We start from the raw sequence: 16185 nt of genomic DNA, 5'->3' as shown, positions 1-16185 counted from the left end.
ACCCTACGAGGGCCTCATCCAGGCTCGGTGGACTCACCGGGCGGGTGCCACACCCACCGGTTCCCGGTGCGAGTGGCCGTCAGGCCGTCCCGGTGCACCACGGTGTGGTGCCGCGAACAGAGCAGCACCAGGTTGTCCAGGTCCGTCGGCCCGCCGTCGATCCAGTGGGTGATGTGGTGCGCGTGGCACCAGCCCGGTGGACGTCCACACCCCTCGAAGGAGCAGCCACCGTCGCGGCGCGCCAGGGCCATCCGTTGGGAACCGGTCGCGAACCGCTCCGCCTCCCCCACGTCCAGCGGCACCGAGTCCTTGCCGAGGACCACCGGGACCACCTGCGCGTCACAGGCAGCCTGCCTCACCTGCGCCGGGGTCATGACCTCTCCGTTGACCGTGGTGGCAAAACCTGCCGGTCCGGCGTCCTCCACCGTGTCGGCCAGTCCCCGCCCCCATCCCACCCCGCGGGGGCCACGAGGCCGCCGCGCCAGCTCGGAGACGAGCGCCTGGTGGTCCAGGGTCACCACGAGCGTGGTGGAGCCCGACAGGCCACAGCCCCCGGCCGTGCCGTCTCGGTCAGCCGCCTGCGCACGCTCCACCAGCTCCAGCAGGGCGTCCGCGCGGCGACGAGCCGGGGACCGAGGGTCCCGCACGACCTCCCCGTCCACGTCCCGCCCGGGCCGTGGAGCTGCCAGCCCGTCCACCGCCGCACGCACCCGCGCGGCGTCGGGCTGGTTGAGCTCCCACGTGAAGCGCACCAGCCCGGTGGACAGCGTCCGCTCGGTGAGCACCGAGCACTCCTTGGCGTGGTCGTCCTGCTCGTCGAGGGCGTGCTGGCCGAAGCGGGCGATGATCTCGCGCGACAGCTGCCGCAGCGCACGGTCACCCGCTGTGTGCCCCATGGCGGCCAGGTTCTCCGCGTGCGTGAGGTAGTGGCCCAGCACCTCCGCCCGGTCTGCCCCGGGCAGCACGGGCCGCACCTTCTCGGCCTCCCGCAGCATCACGTGCGCAGCACCGACCGAGACCCCGCCACCCCAGACCGCATCGGCCAGCGGACCTGTCCCCGGCTCCGTGGTGGCCTCGCCCACGGTGGCGATGGCGTGGGCCCGGCCCGCGTCCACGATGCCCGCCTGCTGACGCACCCAGGCCGTGGTGCCTGCTGCCCGGGACTCGTCGACCACGCCCCGGGTGTACGCCTCGGCCGTCAGTCCCGTCATCGCCGCCTCGGCCGCCCGCACGAGATCGCTCAGCATCCCCACCAGGGGCGCCAGGTCGTCGGACGCCACCCGCCACAGCTCCGGCCGCACGGTCTGCAGCCCTGCGATGACCCCCTCAGCCCGCGCGAACAGGCACGCCGCGTCGTCCGCCCTCCCGGCCGCTGGTCCCCCGGGATCCGTCCACGCACCACCGACCCCGCCGTCCTGCCGCTTCACACCGATCACCCCCGTGCCCCCTCGCGTCGGGAACGCACCACGGCGCCCCCACCTCCGATCGACACCCCCACCATACAACACACTTACGATTCAATGCAACATCTGTTCGACACACCATCCGCCCGGCGACGCCCGGCCCCGCCCCACCACACCCTGCACGCGACCTGAGCCATACTGCGTGGTGGCCCACGTCACACCACCCGGGAGGACCCATGCCCACCCCGCAGGACCTGCTGCCCAGCAGCGAACCGGTCCAGTTCATCGCCCCCGGCGGCGAGCTGACCGCCCAGACCCACCCCCGCGGCTACCGCCTCCCCGAGGCCGACCGCCTGCTCGCCCTGCACCGGGGCATGGTGCTGGGCCGTCGCTTCGACAAGCAGGCCACGGCCCTCACCAAGCAGGGCCGCCTGGCGGTGTACCCCTCCAGCCACGGCCAGGACGCCTGCCAGGTGGCCTGCGCCCAGGCGCTGCGCGAGGACGACTGGTTCTTCCCCACCTACCGCGACTCGATGGCGCTGGTGACCCGCGGCATCGACCCGGTGGAGGTGCTCACGCTCCTCAAGGGCGACTGGCACGCCGGCTACGACGTGGCCGCCACCCGCACCGCCCCGCAGTGCACGCCGCTGGCCACCCAGCTGGTGCACGCCGCCGGCACCGGCTCGGCCCTGGCCCGCAAGGGCTCCGATGCCGCGGTGCTCGCCTTCATCGGCGACGGCGCCACCTCCGAGGGCGACTTCCACGAGGGCCTCAACTTCGCCGCCGTGTTCAACGCCCCGGTGGTCTTCGTGGTGCAGAACAACACGTACGCCATCTCCGTGCCGCTCTCCAAGCAGACCAAGGCACCCTCGCTGGCGTACAAGGGCATCGGCTACGGCATCCCGTCCGAGCAGGTGGACGGCAACGACGCCGCCGCCGTGGCCGCGGTCATGGACGCCGCCCTGGAGCGCGCCCGCAGCGGCGGCGGTCCCACCCTGCTGGAGCTGCACACCTACCGCATGGACGCCCACACCAACGCCGACGACGCCACCCGCTACCGCGAGGACTCCGAGGTGGAGGGCTGGGTGGCCAAGGACCCGATCGTGCGTCTGGAGCGCTACCTGCTGTCCCAGGGCCTGCTCGACGAGGCCGCCGTCGAGGCGATCCACGCCGAGGGCGAGGAGCAGTCCGCCCGCCTGCGCGAGCGCATGAACGCCGACGTCCAGCACGACCCGCTGGAGCTGTTCGAGCACGTCTTCGCCGAGCCCACCCCGCAGCTGCTGGAGCAGCGGGCCGTCGTGGAGGCCGAGCTGGCCGCCGCCCGCGCCGACCAGGACCACACCGCCCAGGAGGCCACCCGATGACCGTGACCATGGCTCAGGCCCTCAACCAGGCCCTGCGCGACGCGATGACCGCCGACGAGAAGGTGCTCGTGTTCGGCGAGGACGTCGGCACCCTGGGCGGCGTCTTCCGCATCACCGACGGCCTCACCCGCGACTTCGGCGAGGAGCGCTGCTTCGACACCCCGCTGGCCGAGGCCGGCATCATGGGCTTCGCCGTCGGCCTGGCCATTGAGGGCTTCCGCCCCGTGGTCGAGATGCAGTTCGACGCGTTCGGCTACCCCGCCTTCGAGCAGGTGGTGAGCCACGTGGCCAAGATGCGCAACCGCACCCGCGGCTCGGTGCAGCTGCCGATGGTGATCCGCGTGCCCTACGCCGGCGGCATCGGCGGTGTGGAGCACCACTGCGACTCCTCCGAGGGCTACTACGCGCACACCCCGGGCCTCAAGGTGGTCACGCCGGCCACCCCCGCGGACGCCTACTCCCTGCTGCGCGAGGCGATCTCCAGCGACGACCCGGTGGTCTTCATGGAGCCCAAGGTGGGCTACTGGACCAAGGAGGAGGTCGAGCTGCCTGTGGAGCGCGAGCCCTTCGGCACCTCCGTGGTGCGCCGCGAGGGCTCCGACGTGACGCTGGTGACCTACGGCCCGCAGCTGCGGACCTGCCTGCAGGCCGCCGAGGCCGCCGCCGAGCTGGGCTACGACTGCGAGGTGGTGGACCTGCGCACCATCGTCCCGTTCGACGACGAGGGCGTGGCGCGCTCCGTGCGCAGGACGGGCCGGTGCGTCGTGGTGTCCGAGGCCCAGGGCTTCGGCGGCGTGGCCGCCGAGGTGGCCGCCCGCGTGCAGGAGCGCTGCTTCCACTCGCTGGCCGCTCCGGTGCTGCGCGTCACCGGCTTCGACATCCCCTACCCCGCACCGAAGCTCGAGCACACCCAGCTGCCGAACGTGGACCGCGTGCTCGACGCCATCGAGCGCCTGCAGTGGGACGACCAGCCGGACCTCACCCACGCGGGGGCGTCCGCCGACGCACAGGGAGGTGCCCGATGAGCGAGCAGGTGTTCATGCTGCCGGACCTCGGCGAGGGACTCACCGAGGCCGAGGTCGTGGAGTGGCTCGTGGCCGTGGGCGACGAGGTCACCATCGACCAGAACGTGGTGACCGTGGAGACCGCCAAGGCCACCGTGGAGGTGCCGATCCCGTTCGCGGGCACCGTCTCGGCGCTGCACGGCGAGGTCGGCCAGGTCATGGAGGTGGGCCGCCCGCTCATCTCCGTGGGCGGGGCCACCGGCGCCTCGGGCGGGGCCTCCACCGGGGCCACCTCCGATGCCGGCGGCGACCCCCGCGCGGGCCACGACCAGTACCGCACCGAGGAGCGCGCCGGGTCCACCGTGCCCACCGAGGGCGGCGAGACCACCGACGAGGGGTCCGGCGCCGTGCTCATCGGCTTCGGCACCGGCCACGGGGGCGGCGCGCGGCGCCGTCGCGTCGCCCGCGGGGCTGCCTCGCAACCGGCGGCACGGCCTGCCACCGAGCAGCCGTCCGAGCCGTCGACGACGCAGTCCGCACCCGCGCAGCCCACCCTGGGGGCGCCCAAGGTCATCTCCCCGCTGGTGCGCCGCCTGGCCGCGGAGAAGGGCCTCGACCTGACGGGCATCACCCCCTCGGCCCCCGATGGCGTGATCCGTCGCGCCGACGTGGAGGCCGCTGCCGCCCCGGGCGCCGCGGCCGCCGCGCAGGCCACCGCGCCCCAGCCGGCCACCTCGTCGCCCACCGCGCCGACCGCACCCGGCCGCGAGGCTGCCCCGGTCGACGACGCCCCGCGCCTGTCCGACGAGCGCACCCCGCTCACCGGCCTCATGCGCATGATGAGTGAGCGCCTCACGGCCAGCCGCTCGGAGATCCCCGACGCCACCACCTGGGTGGACGCCGACGCCACCGAGCTGCTGCGCACCAAGGACGCGCTCAAGGCGGCCCGTCCGGAGGCCGGCATCGGCGTGCTGCCGCTGGTGGCCCGCATCGTGGTGGCCGGCCTGCACCGCTTCCCGGCGCTCAACGCCTCCGTCGAGATGGTCGACGGCACCGCCGTGGCCGTCCAGCGCCACGCACGGGTCAACCTGGGCTTCGCCGCCCAGTCGCCCCGCGGCCTGGTGGTGCCGGTGGTGCACGACGCACAGGACATGTCCACCGCCGAGCTGGCCGCCGCCCTGCGCGAGCTGACCGGCCTGGCCCGCGAAGGGCGCCTCACCCCGGCGCAGCTCACCGGCGGCACGTTCACGCTCAACAACTACGGCGTGTTCGGCGTGGACGGCTCCACTCCGATCATCAACCACCCCGAGGCCGCGATGCTGGGCGTGGGCCGCATCATCGACCGGCCGTGGGCCGTGGACGGCGAGCTGGCGGTGCGCAAGGTGGCCCAGCTGGGCTTCACCTTCGACCACCGCGTGTGCGACGGCGGCACGGCCGGGGGCTTCCTGCGCTTCGTGGCCGACTGCGTGGAGAACCCGGCGGTGCTGCTCAGCGAGCTCTGACCCCTCCCCGCCCCCGGGCACGACAAAGGCGTTCCGCGACGTCCCCTCACCGGACCGCGGAACGCCTCTGTCGTTCCCCTCGCCCACGAGGCTACGAGGGCCGCATCGGGCGGGAAGTCCGTCGCCGGCAGGGCCGCCCGCGCCCTGCCGGCGGCTCCGTCATCCCCAGGGGGGAGGGTTTCCTCAGCGGCGGGGTGCCGCCGGACGGTCGTCGCCGCGCGTCGTCATCGATCGCAGCGCCTGACGGCCCGGGATGAGGATGACCAGGCCCAGCACGAGGGAGACCCAGCGGGCCACCTCGGGGCTCATCCCGAACCACTCGATGAGGGCGTAGCGGAGCCCTGTGAAGACGAGGACCGCCAGCACGATGCTGACGACCCAGGAGATGACGGACTGCATGGTGACTCGCTCTCGGTAGGGGGCCCGACCGTGCCGCCGGGCGCCCCCACCGTACGCGAGGAGGCTCAGGCGCCGGGGGTGCCCGGAGCCGGGCGGGTGCCGCCGGGCGGGCCCACGATGCCGGCCTCGTAGGCGGTGATGACCAGCTGCACGCGGTCGCGGCAGCCCAGCTTGAACAGCAGGCGGCCGATGTGGGTCTTGATGGTGGCCTCGGCCACGAAGAGCTCCTTGGCGATCTCCGTGTTGCTCAGGCCCGCGGCCACCAGCTCGAACACCTCGAACTCGCGCTCGGTGAGCACCTCGCGCAGGTACTCCTGCTGCTCGGCGGGGCTGGCCACCTCCTCGGCCTCGGCGCTCAGGGTGGGCACGAAGCGCTCCAGCAGGCGGCGCGTGGTGGAGGGCGCCACGACGGCGTCACCGGAGGCCACGGCACGGATGGCGGTGAGCAGCTCCTCGGGGCCGGCGTCCTTGAGCAGGAAGCCGGACGCGCCGGCCTCCAGAGCGGCGTAGGCGTACTCGTCCATGTCGAAGGTGGTGAGCACCACGACCTTGGGGTCGGCGTCGGCGGGGTGCTTGTCGCGGCCCAGCAGCACCCGCGTGGCCTCGATGCCGTCCATGCGGGGCATGCGGATGTCCATCAGCACCACGTCGGCGGCGATGGTCTTGAGCTGGTCCACGGCCGACTGCCCGTCGGGGGCCTCGCCGACGACGGTCATGTCCGGCTGGGCGTCCAGCACCATGCGGAAGCCGGCACGCACGAGGGACTGGTCGTCCACGAGGAAGATGCGCGAGGTCATGGGGTCTCCAGGGTGTGCTCGGGGGCGGGGGACGCGCCCGGGGCGGGTGGGTCGGTGTGGTGGGGGTCGGTGACGGCCATGGCCATCTCCTCCTCCACCGTGTCGGGGACGTAGTCAGTCTGCCTGCTGCGACGGCGGCGCACGGCCCCAGGATCCAGCGGGAACCGGGCCCGCACCAGGAACCCGCCGCCGCTGCGCATGCCGGTGAGCAGCTCGCCCCCCAGGGCGGCCACGCGCTCGTGCATGCCGAGGATGCCGTGCCCTCCCCCGGCGTCGCGGGCGGTCGGGCCCTCGCCGTCGTCGGCCACGCTCACGGTGAGGTCGGTGCCCTCCACCCGCACCCGGATGCGCAGCACGGTGATGGCGCCGGCATGCTTGATGACGTTGGTGGTGGCCTCCTGCACCACCCGGTAGGCGGCCGCCGAGAGCGATGTGCTGACCTCCGTCTGGGGCACGCCGCCCTCGGGCTCCAGGCCCATCGCCTCGGCGAGGGTGGGGTCGAGGATGGCCTGCACGGGCAGGTGCGAGTCCTCCAGCCGCCCGATGAGGGCCGGCAGGTCCCCCAGACCCTGGCCGGGGGTGTACTCGGCACCGCTGGCGGGGTCGCGCAGCACACCCACCAGGCGGCGAGTCTCCCCGAGGGCCTCACGGGCGGTGGTGGCGATCTGGTCGAGCGCGGTCTGCGCCCCCTCGAGCTGCCCGGCCTGAGCGGCGTACCGGCCGCCGTCGGCCTGGACGATCACCACCGAGAGCGAGTGGGCGATGATGTCGTGCATCTCGCGGGCGATGGCGGCCCGCTCGGAGGTGACGGCCAGCTGGGCGCGCTGCTCGCGGTCGCGGGCCAGGGCCTCGCGCTGGGCGGACTCCCGGGCCAGCAGCCCGCGGCGGTGACGCACCAGGTCGCCCAGCAGCCACGGCAGGAACAGCCCGATGGCGTAGATCACCACCATTGCGACGGCGGCCACGCCGGTGGGGGCGAAGTCGATGCCGGCCAGCAGGGCGGCCAGCAGCAGGAGCACCAGAGTGACCACCCGCACCCGGCGCCGGCCCCGGCTGGTGGCCTGGTAGACCGCCAGCGGCACGAGGAAGTTGCCCGGCACCACGATGTCGGTGAACGCCACCTGGGCCACGCCCAGCACGGACAGCGCCGCGAGCATGAGCGGCAGCCCCGCCGAGCGCAGCAGGTAGGCCCCCAGGTAGGCGGCCGACCACAGCAGGGCCCACCACGGCAGGGTCCAGGCGGTGGCCAGGGTGAAGACGGTGACCACGGCCACGCCGAGCACCGCGTCGGCGAGCACGGGGTGCCGCCGCGTGGAGTCGGTGAGCGTGTAGGCCCAGCGGAGGAGCTCGAGGTCCTCGGCGCGGGCGCGGGTCTGGTCAGGCATCGGGTCGAGGGTAGGGAGGCGTGGACGGCACCATCGTCCGCCCACGGTCGGGCGTCACGCACCCGGACCACCACCGGGCGGCCTATCGTGGGGAGACGCACTCGGCACCACGCCCTCCTGAGGGAAAGCACCATGCAGCACCTTGCCCGACGCACGCTCCTGACGGCTGCGGGGCGGCCGTCGTGGGCGGCGGCACCACGCTCACCACACCCGCCCTGGCCTGGGACGTCAGCCGGCTGGGCCCGTCCACCCTCCGCCCCGGCTCACGGGGTGGTTACGTCTCGCGCCTGCAGTGGGCCCTCAACAAGGTCGGCGGGGCATCGATCCGCATCGACGGCGTGTACGGCGCCAGCACCACCCGGGCGGTCCGTGCCTTCCAGCGCCGTCAGGGGCTGGCCGCCGACGGCATCGCCGGGGCGGCCACCAAGCGCCGGCTGGACGCCCTGCTGGACCGCATCTACCCGGACCCCACCGGCGGCAACGGCCCCGGCCTGCTGCAGCCGGTCGCCCGCATCGCGGCGGCGCCGCGCGGCACCACCATCCGCCCGGGCTACTGCGGCACCCGCGTCAAGCTGCTGCTGAAGCGCCTGCGCGTGCCCCACTCGGAGCTGCTGCACCGCATGACGCCCGAGGCGGTGGCCGCGGTGCGCACCTTCCAGAGGCGCCGCGGGCTGGCGGTGGACGGCCTCGTGGGCCCGGCCACCTGGCGCGCCCTGGGCTTCAACGCCGAGGGCTTCCGTCTGGACGGCTGGCAGCAGCAGCCGCGCCTGGGGCTGCAGGCCGGGCCGGCCCCCCGCATCGAGGCGATGATCCGGTTCGCCCGCGAGCAGTCCGGCGCCGACTACACGTGGGGTGGCGCCGGGCCGTACAAGTACGGCTTCGACTGCTCCGGACTGGTGCTGCAGGCCATGCACGCGGCCGGCGTGCAGCCGCTGCCCGTGACCGTGCACACCCACCAGCACCCCGGCACCCGCACCACGCGGACCCTCTACGCCAACCCGCGACTGCGCAGGGTGCCGCTGCGGCAGCGCACGCGGGGCGACCTCGTCTGGTACACCGACGCCCGGGGCGCCATCCAGCACGTGGCGGTCTACCTGGGCGGGGGCCAGGTGGTGGACTCGATGTACTCGGTGAAGGTGCGCCGCGACTCGGCCCGCCTGCACGGCTTCCACCGTCTGGGCACCGTGAGCCGCGTGTTCGCCTGAGGCACCGGGCTCCGCGCCCGCGCCTCAGCCCTCGGCCAGCACCTGCACACCGCCGAGGTAGCCGGCCACCAGCGTGCGCGCCATGGTGCCGATCACCTCGGCGGGCGGCAGGAAGCGCGCGTCGTGCAGGCCGGGGCCGCCCTCGCCGTCGAGGGGGCGCGTGCCCACGAAGGCCATGAGCCCGGGCATGCGGTCGGTGAAGAACGAGAAGTCGTCGGCCCCCATCGAGCGCATCGGCTCGGCGGCGCGGATGCCGGACTCCATGAGCCAGCGGTCGGTGAAGCCAACGAGCCGCTCGTCGTTGGCCAGCACCGGCATCCCCCGGGTGTGCGAGACCTCCGCGCGCACCCCGAATGCCTCGGCGATGCGCAGGGCGTGCAGGCGCACCGCGTCCTGCACGCGGGCGCGGTCGTCGGCGTCCACGGTGCGCAGCGTGCCGCGGATGCGCCCGTCCTCGGGCAATACGTTGTCCGCGTCCGGCCCGGCCTCGAGGTGACCGACGGTCAGCACCACGGGGCGCATGGGGTTCACCACCTTGCGCACCACGTCCTGCAGGCCCAGCGCGATGGTGGCCACGGCCGCCATCACGTCGTTGCCGGTGTGCGGGTAGGCGCCGTGCCCGCCGGACCCGTGCACCGTGATGTGGAAGCTGTCGGCGGCGGCGTTGACCACTCCCCCGCCGGTGGACACGCTGCCCAACGGCACGGCAGCGTGCACGTGGGCGCCCACCGAGACGCCCACCTGGTGCTCGTCGAGGACGCCGCTGCTCACCACGTCGTAGGCGCCGTGCGGCGGGGCCTCCTCGCGGGGCTGCAGCAGCGGCACCAGGCCCACCGGCAGGTCCAGGCCGCGGGCGGCGCGCACGCAGGCCACCAGGGCGGCCATGTGCACGTCGTGCCCGCAGGCGTGCATGGCCCCGTTGGTGGAGGCGTAGGGGGCGCCGGTGGCCTCCTCGACGGGCAGGGCGTCCATCTCCGCGCGGAGCATGACCGAGGGGCCGCCGGCGGGTCCGATGCGGCCGATGCGGCCGGTCTGGGCGATGCGCTCCATGCGCAGGTCGAGGGCGTCCTCCAGCAGCAGGGCCGTGGCCTCCTCGTCGCCGGAGAGGTGCGGGGCGGCGTGGATGCGCTCGCGGAGGTTGCGGGCGGCGGGCAGCTCTGCGGTGAGGTTGGTGAGCCACGCCTCGCGGAGGGCGGCCAGGTCGGCGAGGGGGAGGGCGGGCATGGTGCGCAGGATACGTGGGGCGCGGGGTACCGGGCAGGGCGCGCGGGCCGGGCCCGGTGAAGCGCCTCAGAGCGGCAGGGTGCTCAGACGTCGTCCTCGTACACGCCGTGCTCGTGCCCCAACCGCGCGATCTCGTCCAACGCCTCGCGGGTGGTCGCACGCTGCTTCTCGGCGAGCGCCGCCAGGTCAAGGACAGCTTGGTGTGCCACCGTGCCAGCGACGTACCGCTCCCCGATCTCGGGCAGGTACAGGTCCGGCAGGGACTCCGGCGGGGGCAGGAGCTCGGCGGCCGAGTCGACCAGTTGGTTCACCCGGGCAAGGTAGGCATCGTCCCGGGTCGCGTCTGCCGTCCACTGGGGTGGGGTGTCCGTCCACGCACCGATCCGCTCGTGAGCCGCGGACCTCCAGGCGTTCCACGCAACAGCCTGCCGCTTGTACCGGCGGTGTGCCTGCATCTCCCGGGCGCTGACCAACAACATGATCCCCCAGATCGCGGCGAGCAGGATCGCGATGCCCGGCAGGAAAAGAACACCCAACGAGAGGGCCCACGTCAGCGGGGTGAGCTCCTGCTCGTCGTTGGCGATGTACGGCGCGGCCGCTGCGATGCAGACGATCCACAGGACAAGGCACACCAAGGCCGGGATCCACAGACGTGGGACGCGTGGCCCCTGAGGCGTGCCGTGCACGTAGTGCTCCGGCGGCCTGACCGGTTTGGTTCGCTCCTCCTCCGCCCATGCACTGACAACCCGCCCACGCACGAAGGCATCACGCTCGCGAGCGACGTCCAACAGGGGCAGGGCAGCGTCCTGCCAGGCGAGATAGTGCTGACCGTCCGGGGTCTGCCTCCAGTGGGCAAAGTTCGCACGGGCCTGCAGATCACTTTGCCGTTGAGCCTCGAGCAGCTGTTCATGGGCCAGCTGGGCAGCCTGATGCTGGTTCACCGCCTGGTCGGCACGCAGTGCGTCGAGTTCCGCGTGCAGACCCCGCATGGCCTGCTGGCTCTCAGCGTGCCGCAGCGCGCCGCTCAGGAACAGAAAGGTGGTACCGCCGCGCCCCATCGCGCTCTCCTCGTATCCTCAGTTCGCAGTCTCCCGGCCATGATGCACATCACCACCGACTTCCCGCGTCACGGCATCCACATGCCGGCGCACACCTCAGAGCGGCAGGGTGCTCATCCCCACCAGGGCGGCCGCGGCGCCGGCCGACGGCGGGGGGCGTCCTTCAACACTCCGTCAAGATTCGCTCGCTCGGGTTTCCTCCGACCCCAGCGAGCGAGACGGTGGGGACACTCACGCAAGAAAGGCCCTGCGCCATCGATTCATGAGGGGAACCCGTGCACACAACACATCTCGTCCACGGTTCGGCGTGCCGGCGTCGAACGAGCCCGATCGGCTGACCGCCCGAGGAGTGAGGATGTCTGCGACCTACAAGTCCGTCTGGACGCTGGCGATCGTTGCCGCCACCGGTGCTCTGAGTTGGGCCTTGGCCTCCGCTGGCACGGCGTACGTGACCACCCTTTGCATACTCGCCGCCTTCTTGGTCGTCACCATGTGGCTGGCCGGTGCACCGCAGCGGGTTCTGGGGTGGCTCGTGGCCGGCGCCTCCGTTACGGCCGGGTTCGTCTGGGCCCTCCGCGGTGACGCGCTGGACGCGTGGCCGTTCCTCGCGCTGGCACTGGGAGCCGTGGAGATCGTCAACAGCGTCAGGAGTGGTGACCGATCCCATCACGAGGAAGCCGTCGGGTCGACTGCCTGAGGGGCCGACCAGCCTGTCAGAGCGGCAAGGTGCTCATGCCCACCAGTGCGGCCGCGGCGCCGGCCGAGATGCTGGCGACCGGCATGTTCCAGGACGGGCGGTCCGGCCCCCTGCCCAGCAGCCAGCGGGTGGCGGCGAACGCACCGCCGGCCAGCGCGAACGCCACACCCAGCGCGCTCGTCCAGACACCGGTGGTGGTGAGCAGGTGGGCGAGTCCGGCATCGCCGTGGAGGCTGCGGACCACGATCAGCAGCAAGGCGCTGAACCCCCACAGCGCCACGAAAGGCACCACGCCCAGCTCCTCCAGCTCGCGACGGCGGTCCGCCCGCCCCGGGCCGACCACGAGCGACACCCCGTGGGCGATGAGGGCGGCGAGCGCGAGCAGGACGACGGCGGTGGCGAGGGCGTTCACAGAACTCCTGGGCGGGTCTGGGTGCGGCTGGACGGCGTCAGTGTCTCAACCGGCCCACAGAAGCTGCACGGCACGGCCAGCCACGACGAACGGCCACAGCACCAACTCCACCACCATCTCCCCGAGCCAGAGCGCCAGCACCACCAGGAACGGGATGAGCGCCAGGAGCGAGAGGAAGTCCGCGATGGGGTTGTTGCCCACGGGCCCGTGGAACATGAGGTCCCACATCAACTTCAGCCAGTCGCCGGTCACCGGTTTCCACGGCAGCCGCCACACCGAGCGACGGGGACCCCCTCGCCCGGATGCCACGCCGCTGCCCGTCCTGCCGTCCCCTCCTGTGCTCACGTGACCAGCATGCCACTGTCATGACTCCCACGGATGGTGCGGACAGACCGCGCTGCCCCGCCCTCACACCTCCAGCGCGCGCACCGCCATGGCGATCATGAACGGCATCGAGCTGGAGTAGCAGGTGCCCGGGTCGGCAGTTGCTGGCCAGCGCCACCTTCGCCCCGGCGTCGATGCTCCTGAGCAGGTGGCCGATGCCGCCGCCACCAGAGAGGCCGCGGGTCACCAGCACCACCACGGCACAGGCCACCCACAGCGTCACGAAGGGGAACCACGCCCAGCTCCTCAAGCTCCCGGCGGCGCTCCGCCCGGCCGGGGCCGAGCACGAGCGAGAGCCCGTGGGAGAGGAGCGCGGCGAGTGCCAGCAGGACGACGGCGGTGGCGGGGGCGTTCACGGGGCTCCTGGGGTCGGACGGGTGTCAGAGGCCGAGTCTCTCAACCGGCCTTGAGGCGGGCGGAGACACTCGAATGGCCATGGCTCGCCCCGGACCCCGCAATGGAGCCTCTCCCCGGAGGGAGAGGTCACGTGTCGGCGGAGCCGGTGCGGAGGTTGAGGTAGCCGCGGCCGCAATGGAGCCTCTCCCCGGAGGGAGAGGTCACGGGGCGGACCTGCGATCGACGCTTTCGGTGGCGAGCCCGCAATGGAGCCTCTCCCCGGAGGGAGAGGTCACCCTGGTCGGCCGTGGCGCCGCCGCTGTGGTCACCAACCCGCAATGGAGCCTCTCCCCGGAGGGAGAGGTCACTGCCGCGCGTGCCCACCACCTTGCCCGCGAGGTCCAGCCCGCAATGGAGCCTCTCCCCGGAGGGAGAGGTCACAGGTGGCCGAGGCCAAGCGCCGGGTCACCGAGGCGCACCCTCAATGGAGCCTCTCCCCGGAGGGAGAGGTCACGCGCTCGCGCAGGCGTCCCGCGAGCAGATCAAGCAGATCCCGCAATGGAGCCTCTCCCCGGAGGGAGAGGTCACCCAGGGGCGCGGTGAGACTGACCGTCTCCCCCTCTGGCCCGCAATGGAGCCTCTCCCCGGAGGGAGAGGTCACCGTGTAGACGCCGCCGCGCGCTGTGAGCATCAGGCACCCGCAATGGAGCCTCTCCCCGGAGGGAGAGGTCACCCACGGCCGCCCCCGAACTGCTGCTGCGCGCCGGCGACCCGCAATGGAGCCTCTCCCCGGAGGGAGAGGTCACCTGTGCGGCGCGGAGGGCGTTCCACGTGTCGAGCCGCCCGCAATGGAGCCTCTCCCCGGAGGGAGAGGTCACCAGCCCGGACCTTCAAGAACTGGGCGACCTTCGCGGTCCCGCAATGGAGCCTCTCCCCGGAGGGAGAGGTCACTTGTGCCCGGCCTGCGAGCCCGCCACCCGGACGGCCCCCCGCAATGGAGCCTCTCCCCGGAGGGAGAGGTCACTTACAACCTGCTCTCCGAGATCGCCAAGGGCGGTCACCCGCAATGGAGCCTCTCCCCGGAGGGAGAGGTCACCCTCCGTGCGCCCACCAAGGAGAAACCTCATGCCAGCCCCGCAATGGAGCCTCTCCCCGGAGGGAGAGGTCACCTGCATCCGAGACGTGCGACAGCGGCGCCGCCGGGCGACCCCCGCAATGGAGCCTCTCCCCGGAGGGAGAGGTCACTCGGTGAGACTCGTCCGTCCCGTCCGTCTTCGCGGCCCCGCAATGGAGCCTCTCCCCGGAGGGAGAGGTCACCGATCCACCGGGTGGCGAGCTCGAAGGTGGGGACCTCCCCGCAATGGAGCCTCTCCCCGGAGGGAGAGGTCACGTGGACGCCGTGGTGGCCGTCGCGGGCGAGCTGCCGGGCCCGCAATGGAGCCTCTCCCCGGAGGGAGAGGTCACCCAAGGCACTGGATGACACCAGAAACCTCACCGCATGCCCGCAATGGAGCCTCTCCCCGGAGGGAGAGGTCACTGGTCAAGGCGTGGGACAACCTGGAGTCCGAGACGCTCCCGCAATGGAGCCTCTCCCCGGAGGGAGAGGTCACGCGGAAGCAGGTCGCAGACGTGGAGCGGCAGATCAAGCCCGCAATGGAGCCTCTCCCCGGAGGGAGAGGTCACTCCTGGACGAGGAGCCCACTGAGGACCCCATGGACGACCCGCAATGGAGCCTCTCCCCGGAGGGAGAGGTCACAGAACGCTGCCGCCCGGGCCGAGGCCATCGGCACGCCCGCAATGGAGCCTCTCCCCGGAGGGAGAGGTCACCGTCGGTGCCGTGAGGTTCAGCTCGGCGGCACGGCCCCCGCAATGGAGCCTCTCCCCGGAGGGAGAGGTCACCAGCGCGCCCTCAAGCGCCTCGAGTCCCTGGGACTCATCCCGCAATGGAGCCTCTCCCCGGAGGGAGAGGTCACCCGCCGGGCCGCCCGAGAGCGGTACCAGCGGGACATGCACCCGCAATGGAGCCTCTCCCCGGAGGGAGAGGTCACTGAGGCCATCGCCGCGACGGCGGAGACGGACCTGCCCCCGCAATGGAGCCTCTCCCCGGAGGGAGAGGTCACTCGAGCCGCAGCCCACGAAGGGCCGGAGCGATGGACTCACCCGCAATGGAGCCTCTCCCCGGAGGGAGAGGTCACTGGCCTTGAGCTGGACCGCCTGGGCGGCACCGGGGTTCCCGCAATGGAGCCTCTCCCCGGAGGGAGAGGTCACTACGCCTACACCAAGGAAGTCACCCTGTTCCGGGCCCCCGCAATGGAGCCTCTCCCCGGAGGGAGAGGTCACTGCGGCCCGTCTGGAGGAAGATGCCGCCCAGCTGGCGCCCGCAATGGAGCCTCTCCCCGGAGGGAGAGGTCACCCGAAGCCGGCTGCGACGCTGTGACCGTCGTCGTGCTCCCCGCAATGGAGCCTCTCCCCGGAGGGAGAGGTCACCCTGCTCGGTGCGCTCGCTCTTCATCTGGCCACCGACCCCGCAATGGAGCCTCTCCCCGGAGGGAGAGGTCACGGCTCGCGCGAAAGCGCTTACCGCGGAGGGGGGGAACCCCAAGGGTTCGAGAGCTGTTCCAATCTGTCCGGTCACATCGTGCACTGTGCGATTGAGAAGGATCTCAGGGCGCCACGTTGCGCGCTGCGAGACCTCCCCGGGTGGATCTGTCGTAAGTCAGGTCTCGCAATCACACGATCATGGCGCCGCTGCGGGGCAGCGTACGCGGCGCCCCAATGACCGTGAGATCTTCCTGACCCGGAGAACCGACGTCGATCACGACCACCGAGTCCACACTGAGGTCGATCACGTCCAGGATCTCCGAGCGCCAACGCGCCAGCCCTCCAGGGCTCATGTCACACAAGAAGACCGAGTACTGGAGTCGCTCTCCGTACGACTCCATGACCTTGACGACCCGGCGGAGCCGACGCTCGTCAGCGATGTCGTACGCGATCAGGTGCCGTCTCCTGGCCACC

14 protein-coding genes and 1 CRISPR repeat array are annotated in these 16185 nt (G+C 72.5%); of the genes, 5 read left to right on the top strand and 9 right to left on the bottom strand.

Annotated elements, in window-relative coordinates; all coding sequences use genetic code 11:
* Positions 1-14 precede the first annotated feature (14 nt).
* Positions 15-1436 (bottom strand): HNH endonuclease signature motif containing protein, encoded by a 1422-nt coding sequence (locus tag CYJ76_RS06810; protein WP_238138176.1) that lies wholly within the window; start codon positions 1434-1436, stop codon positions 15-17.
* Positions 1437-1639: 203 nt separating this feature from the next.
* Between CYJ76_RS06810 and pdhA the strand changes: the two genes are divergently transcribed.
* Genes pdhA through CYJ76_RS06795 form a run of 3 tightly spaced genes read left to right on the top strand, consistent with a single transcriptional unit; the run spans position 1640 to position 5273 of the window.
* Positions 1640-2767 (top strand): pyruvate dehydrogenase (acetyl-transferring) E1 component subunit alpha, encoded by a 1128-nt coding sequence (gene pdhA, locus CYJ76_RS06805; protein ID WP_070705147.1) that lies wholly within the window; start codon positions 1640-1642, stop codon positions 2765-2767.
* On the top strand, positions 2764-3792 hold the full coding sequence (locus tag CYJ76_RS06800; protein ID WP_101849631.1) for an alpha-ketoacid dehydrogenase subunit beta: 1029 nt from the start codon (positions 2764-2766) through the stop codon (positions 3790-3792). The genes pdhA and CYJ76_RS06800 overlap by 4 nt, the downstream gene beginning before the upstream one ends.
* Positions 3789-5273, top strand: coding sequence for a dihydrolipoamide acetyltransferase family protein (locus CYJ76_RS06795; protein WP_101849630.1), 1485 nt, complete (start codon positions 3789-3791; stop codon positions 5271-5273). Before CYJ76_RS06800 ends, CYJ76_RS06795 begins: the two co-directional genes overlap by 4 nt.
* Positions 5274-5456: 183 nt before the next feature.
* On the opposite strand, the gene CYJ76_RS06790 is transcribed toward CYJ76_RS06795, so the two are convergent.
* From CYJ76_RS06790 to CYJ76_RS06780, 3 genes are all read right to left on the bottom strand, one after another.
* Positions 5457-5672: a hypothetical protein gene (locus CYJ76_RS06790; protein WP_070703365.1), complete on the bottom strand. Its 216-nt coding sequence runs from the start codon at positions 5670-5672 to the stop codon at positions 5457-5459.
* Between the two features lie 65 nt (positions 5673-5737).
* Complete coding sequence (locus tag CYJ76_RS06785) at positions 5738-6469, bottom strand: response regulator transcription factor (RefSeq protein WP_070703366.1); 732 nt, start codon at positions 6467-6469, stop codon at positions 5738-5740.
* Positions 6466-7854 carry a sensor histidine kinase gene (locus CYJ76_RS06780; RefSeq protein WP_101849629.1) on the bottom strand — a complete coding sequence of 463 codons (1389 nt, stop codon included), beginning with the start codon at positions 7852-7854 and terminating at the stop codon, positions 6466-6468. The genes CYJ76_RS06785 and CYJ76_RS06780 overlap by 4 nt, the downstream gene beginning before the upstream one ends.
* Positions 7855-8036: 182 nt before the next feature.
* Here CYJ76_RS06780 and CYJ76_RS06775 point away from each other — a divergent pair, with 182 nt between their 5' ends.
* Positions 8037-9059, top strand: a complete 1023-nt coding sequence (locus tag CYJ76_RS06775) for a C40 family peptidase (RefSeq protein ID WP_180802238.1) — start codon at positions 8037-8039, stop codon at positions 9057-9059.
* 24 nt (positions 9060-9083) lie between these two features.
* On the opposite strand, the gene CYJ76_RS06770 is transcribed toward CYJ76_RS06775, so the two are convergent.
* Both CYJ76_RS06770 and CYJ76_RS06765 read right to left on the bottom strand, forming a co-directional pair.
* The gene (locus tag CYJ76_RS06770; protein ID WP_070703370.1) at positions 9084-10283 is read right to left on the bottom strand and encodes a M20 metallopeptidase family protein; all 1200 of its coding nucleotides are present in this window, start codon (positions 10281-10283) and stop codon (positions 9084-9086) included.
* Between the two features lie 83 nt (positions 10284-10366).
* Positions 10367-11341: a hypothetical protein gene (locus CYJ76_RS06765; protein ID WP_070703371.1), complete on the bottom strand. Its 975-nt coding sequence runs from the start codon at positions 11339-11341 to the stop codon at positions 10367-10369.
* A gap of 355 nt (positions 11342-11696) precedes the next feature.
* Here CYJ76_RS06765 and CYJ76_RS06760 point away from each other — a divergent pair, with 355 nt between their 5' ends.
* On the top strand, positions 11697-12038 hold the full coding sequence (locus tag CYJ76_RS06760; RefSeq protein WP_070703372.1) for a hypothetical protein: 342 nt from the start codon (positions 11697-11699) through the stop codon (positions 12036-12038).
* 16 nt (positions 12039-12054) lie between these two features.
* Here the strand turns inward: CYJ76_RS06760 and CYJ76_RS06755 are convergent, their stop codons facing one another.
* From CYJ76_RS06755 to cas2, 3 genes are all read right to left on the bottom strand, one after another.
* The gene (locus CYJ76_RS06755) at positions 12055-12450 is read right to left on the bottom strand and encodes a hypothetical protein (protein WP_101849627.1); all 396 of its coding nucleotides are present in this window, start codon (positions 12448-12450) and stop codon (positions 12055-12057) included.
* Positions 12451-12495: 45 nt separating this feature from the next.
* Positions 12496-12702, bottom strand: coding sequence for a hypothetical protein (locus tag CYJ76_RS06750; protein WP_101849626.1), 207 nt, complete (start codon positions 12700-12702; stop codon positions 12496-12498).
* A 583-nt stretch (positions 12703-13285) separates the two neighbouring features.
* A CRISPR array of direct repeats spans positions 13286-15730; the repeat unit is 36 nt; unit sequence CCCGCAATGGAGCCTCTCCCCGGAGGGAGAGGTCAC.
* A gap of 169 nt (positions 15731-15899) precedes the next feature.
* On the bottom strand, positions 15900-16184 hold the full coding sequence (gene cas2, locus CYJ76_RS06740; protein WP_101849624.1) for a CRISPR-associated endonuclease Cas2: 285 nt from the start codon (positions 16182-16184) through the stop codon (positions 15900-15902).
* Position 16185: the final 1 nt, after the last annotated feature.

The sequence above is a fragment of the Kytococcus schroeteri genome (assembly GCF_002847825.1).
Classification (GTDB): domain Bacteria; phylum Actinomycetota; class Actinomycetes; order Actinomycetales; family Dermatophilaceae; genus Kytococcus; species Kytococcus schroeteri.
The sequence above is the reverse complement of the archived record's forward strand: the minus strand, read 5'-3'. Positions and strand labels throughout refer to the sequence as shown.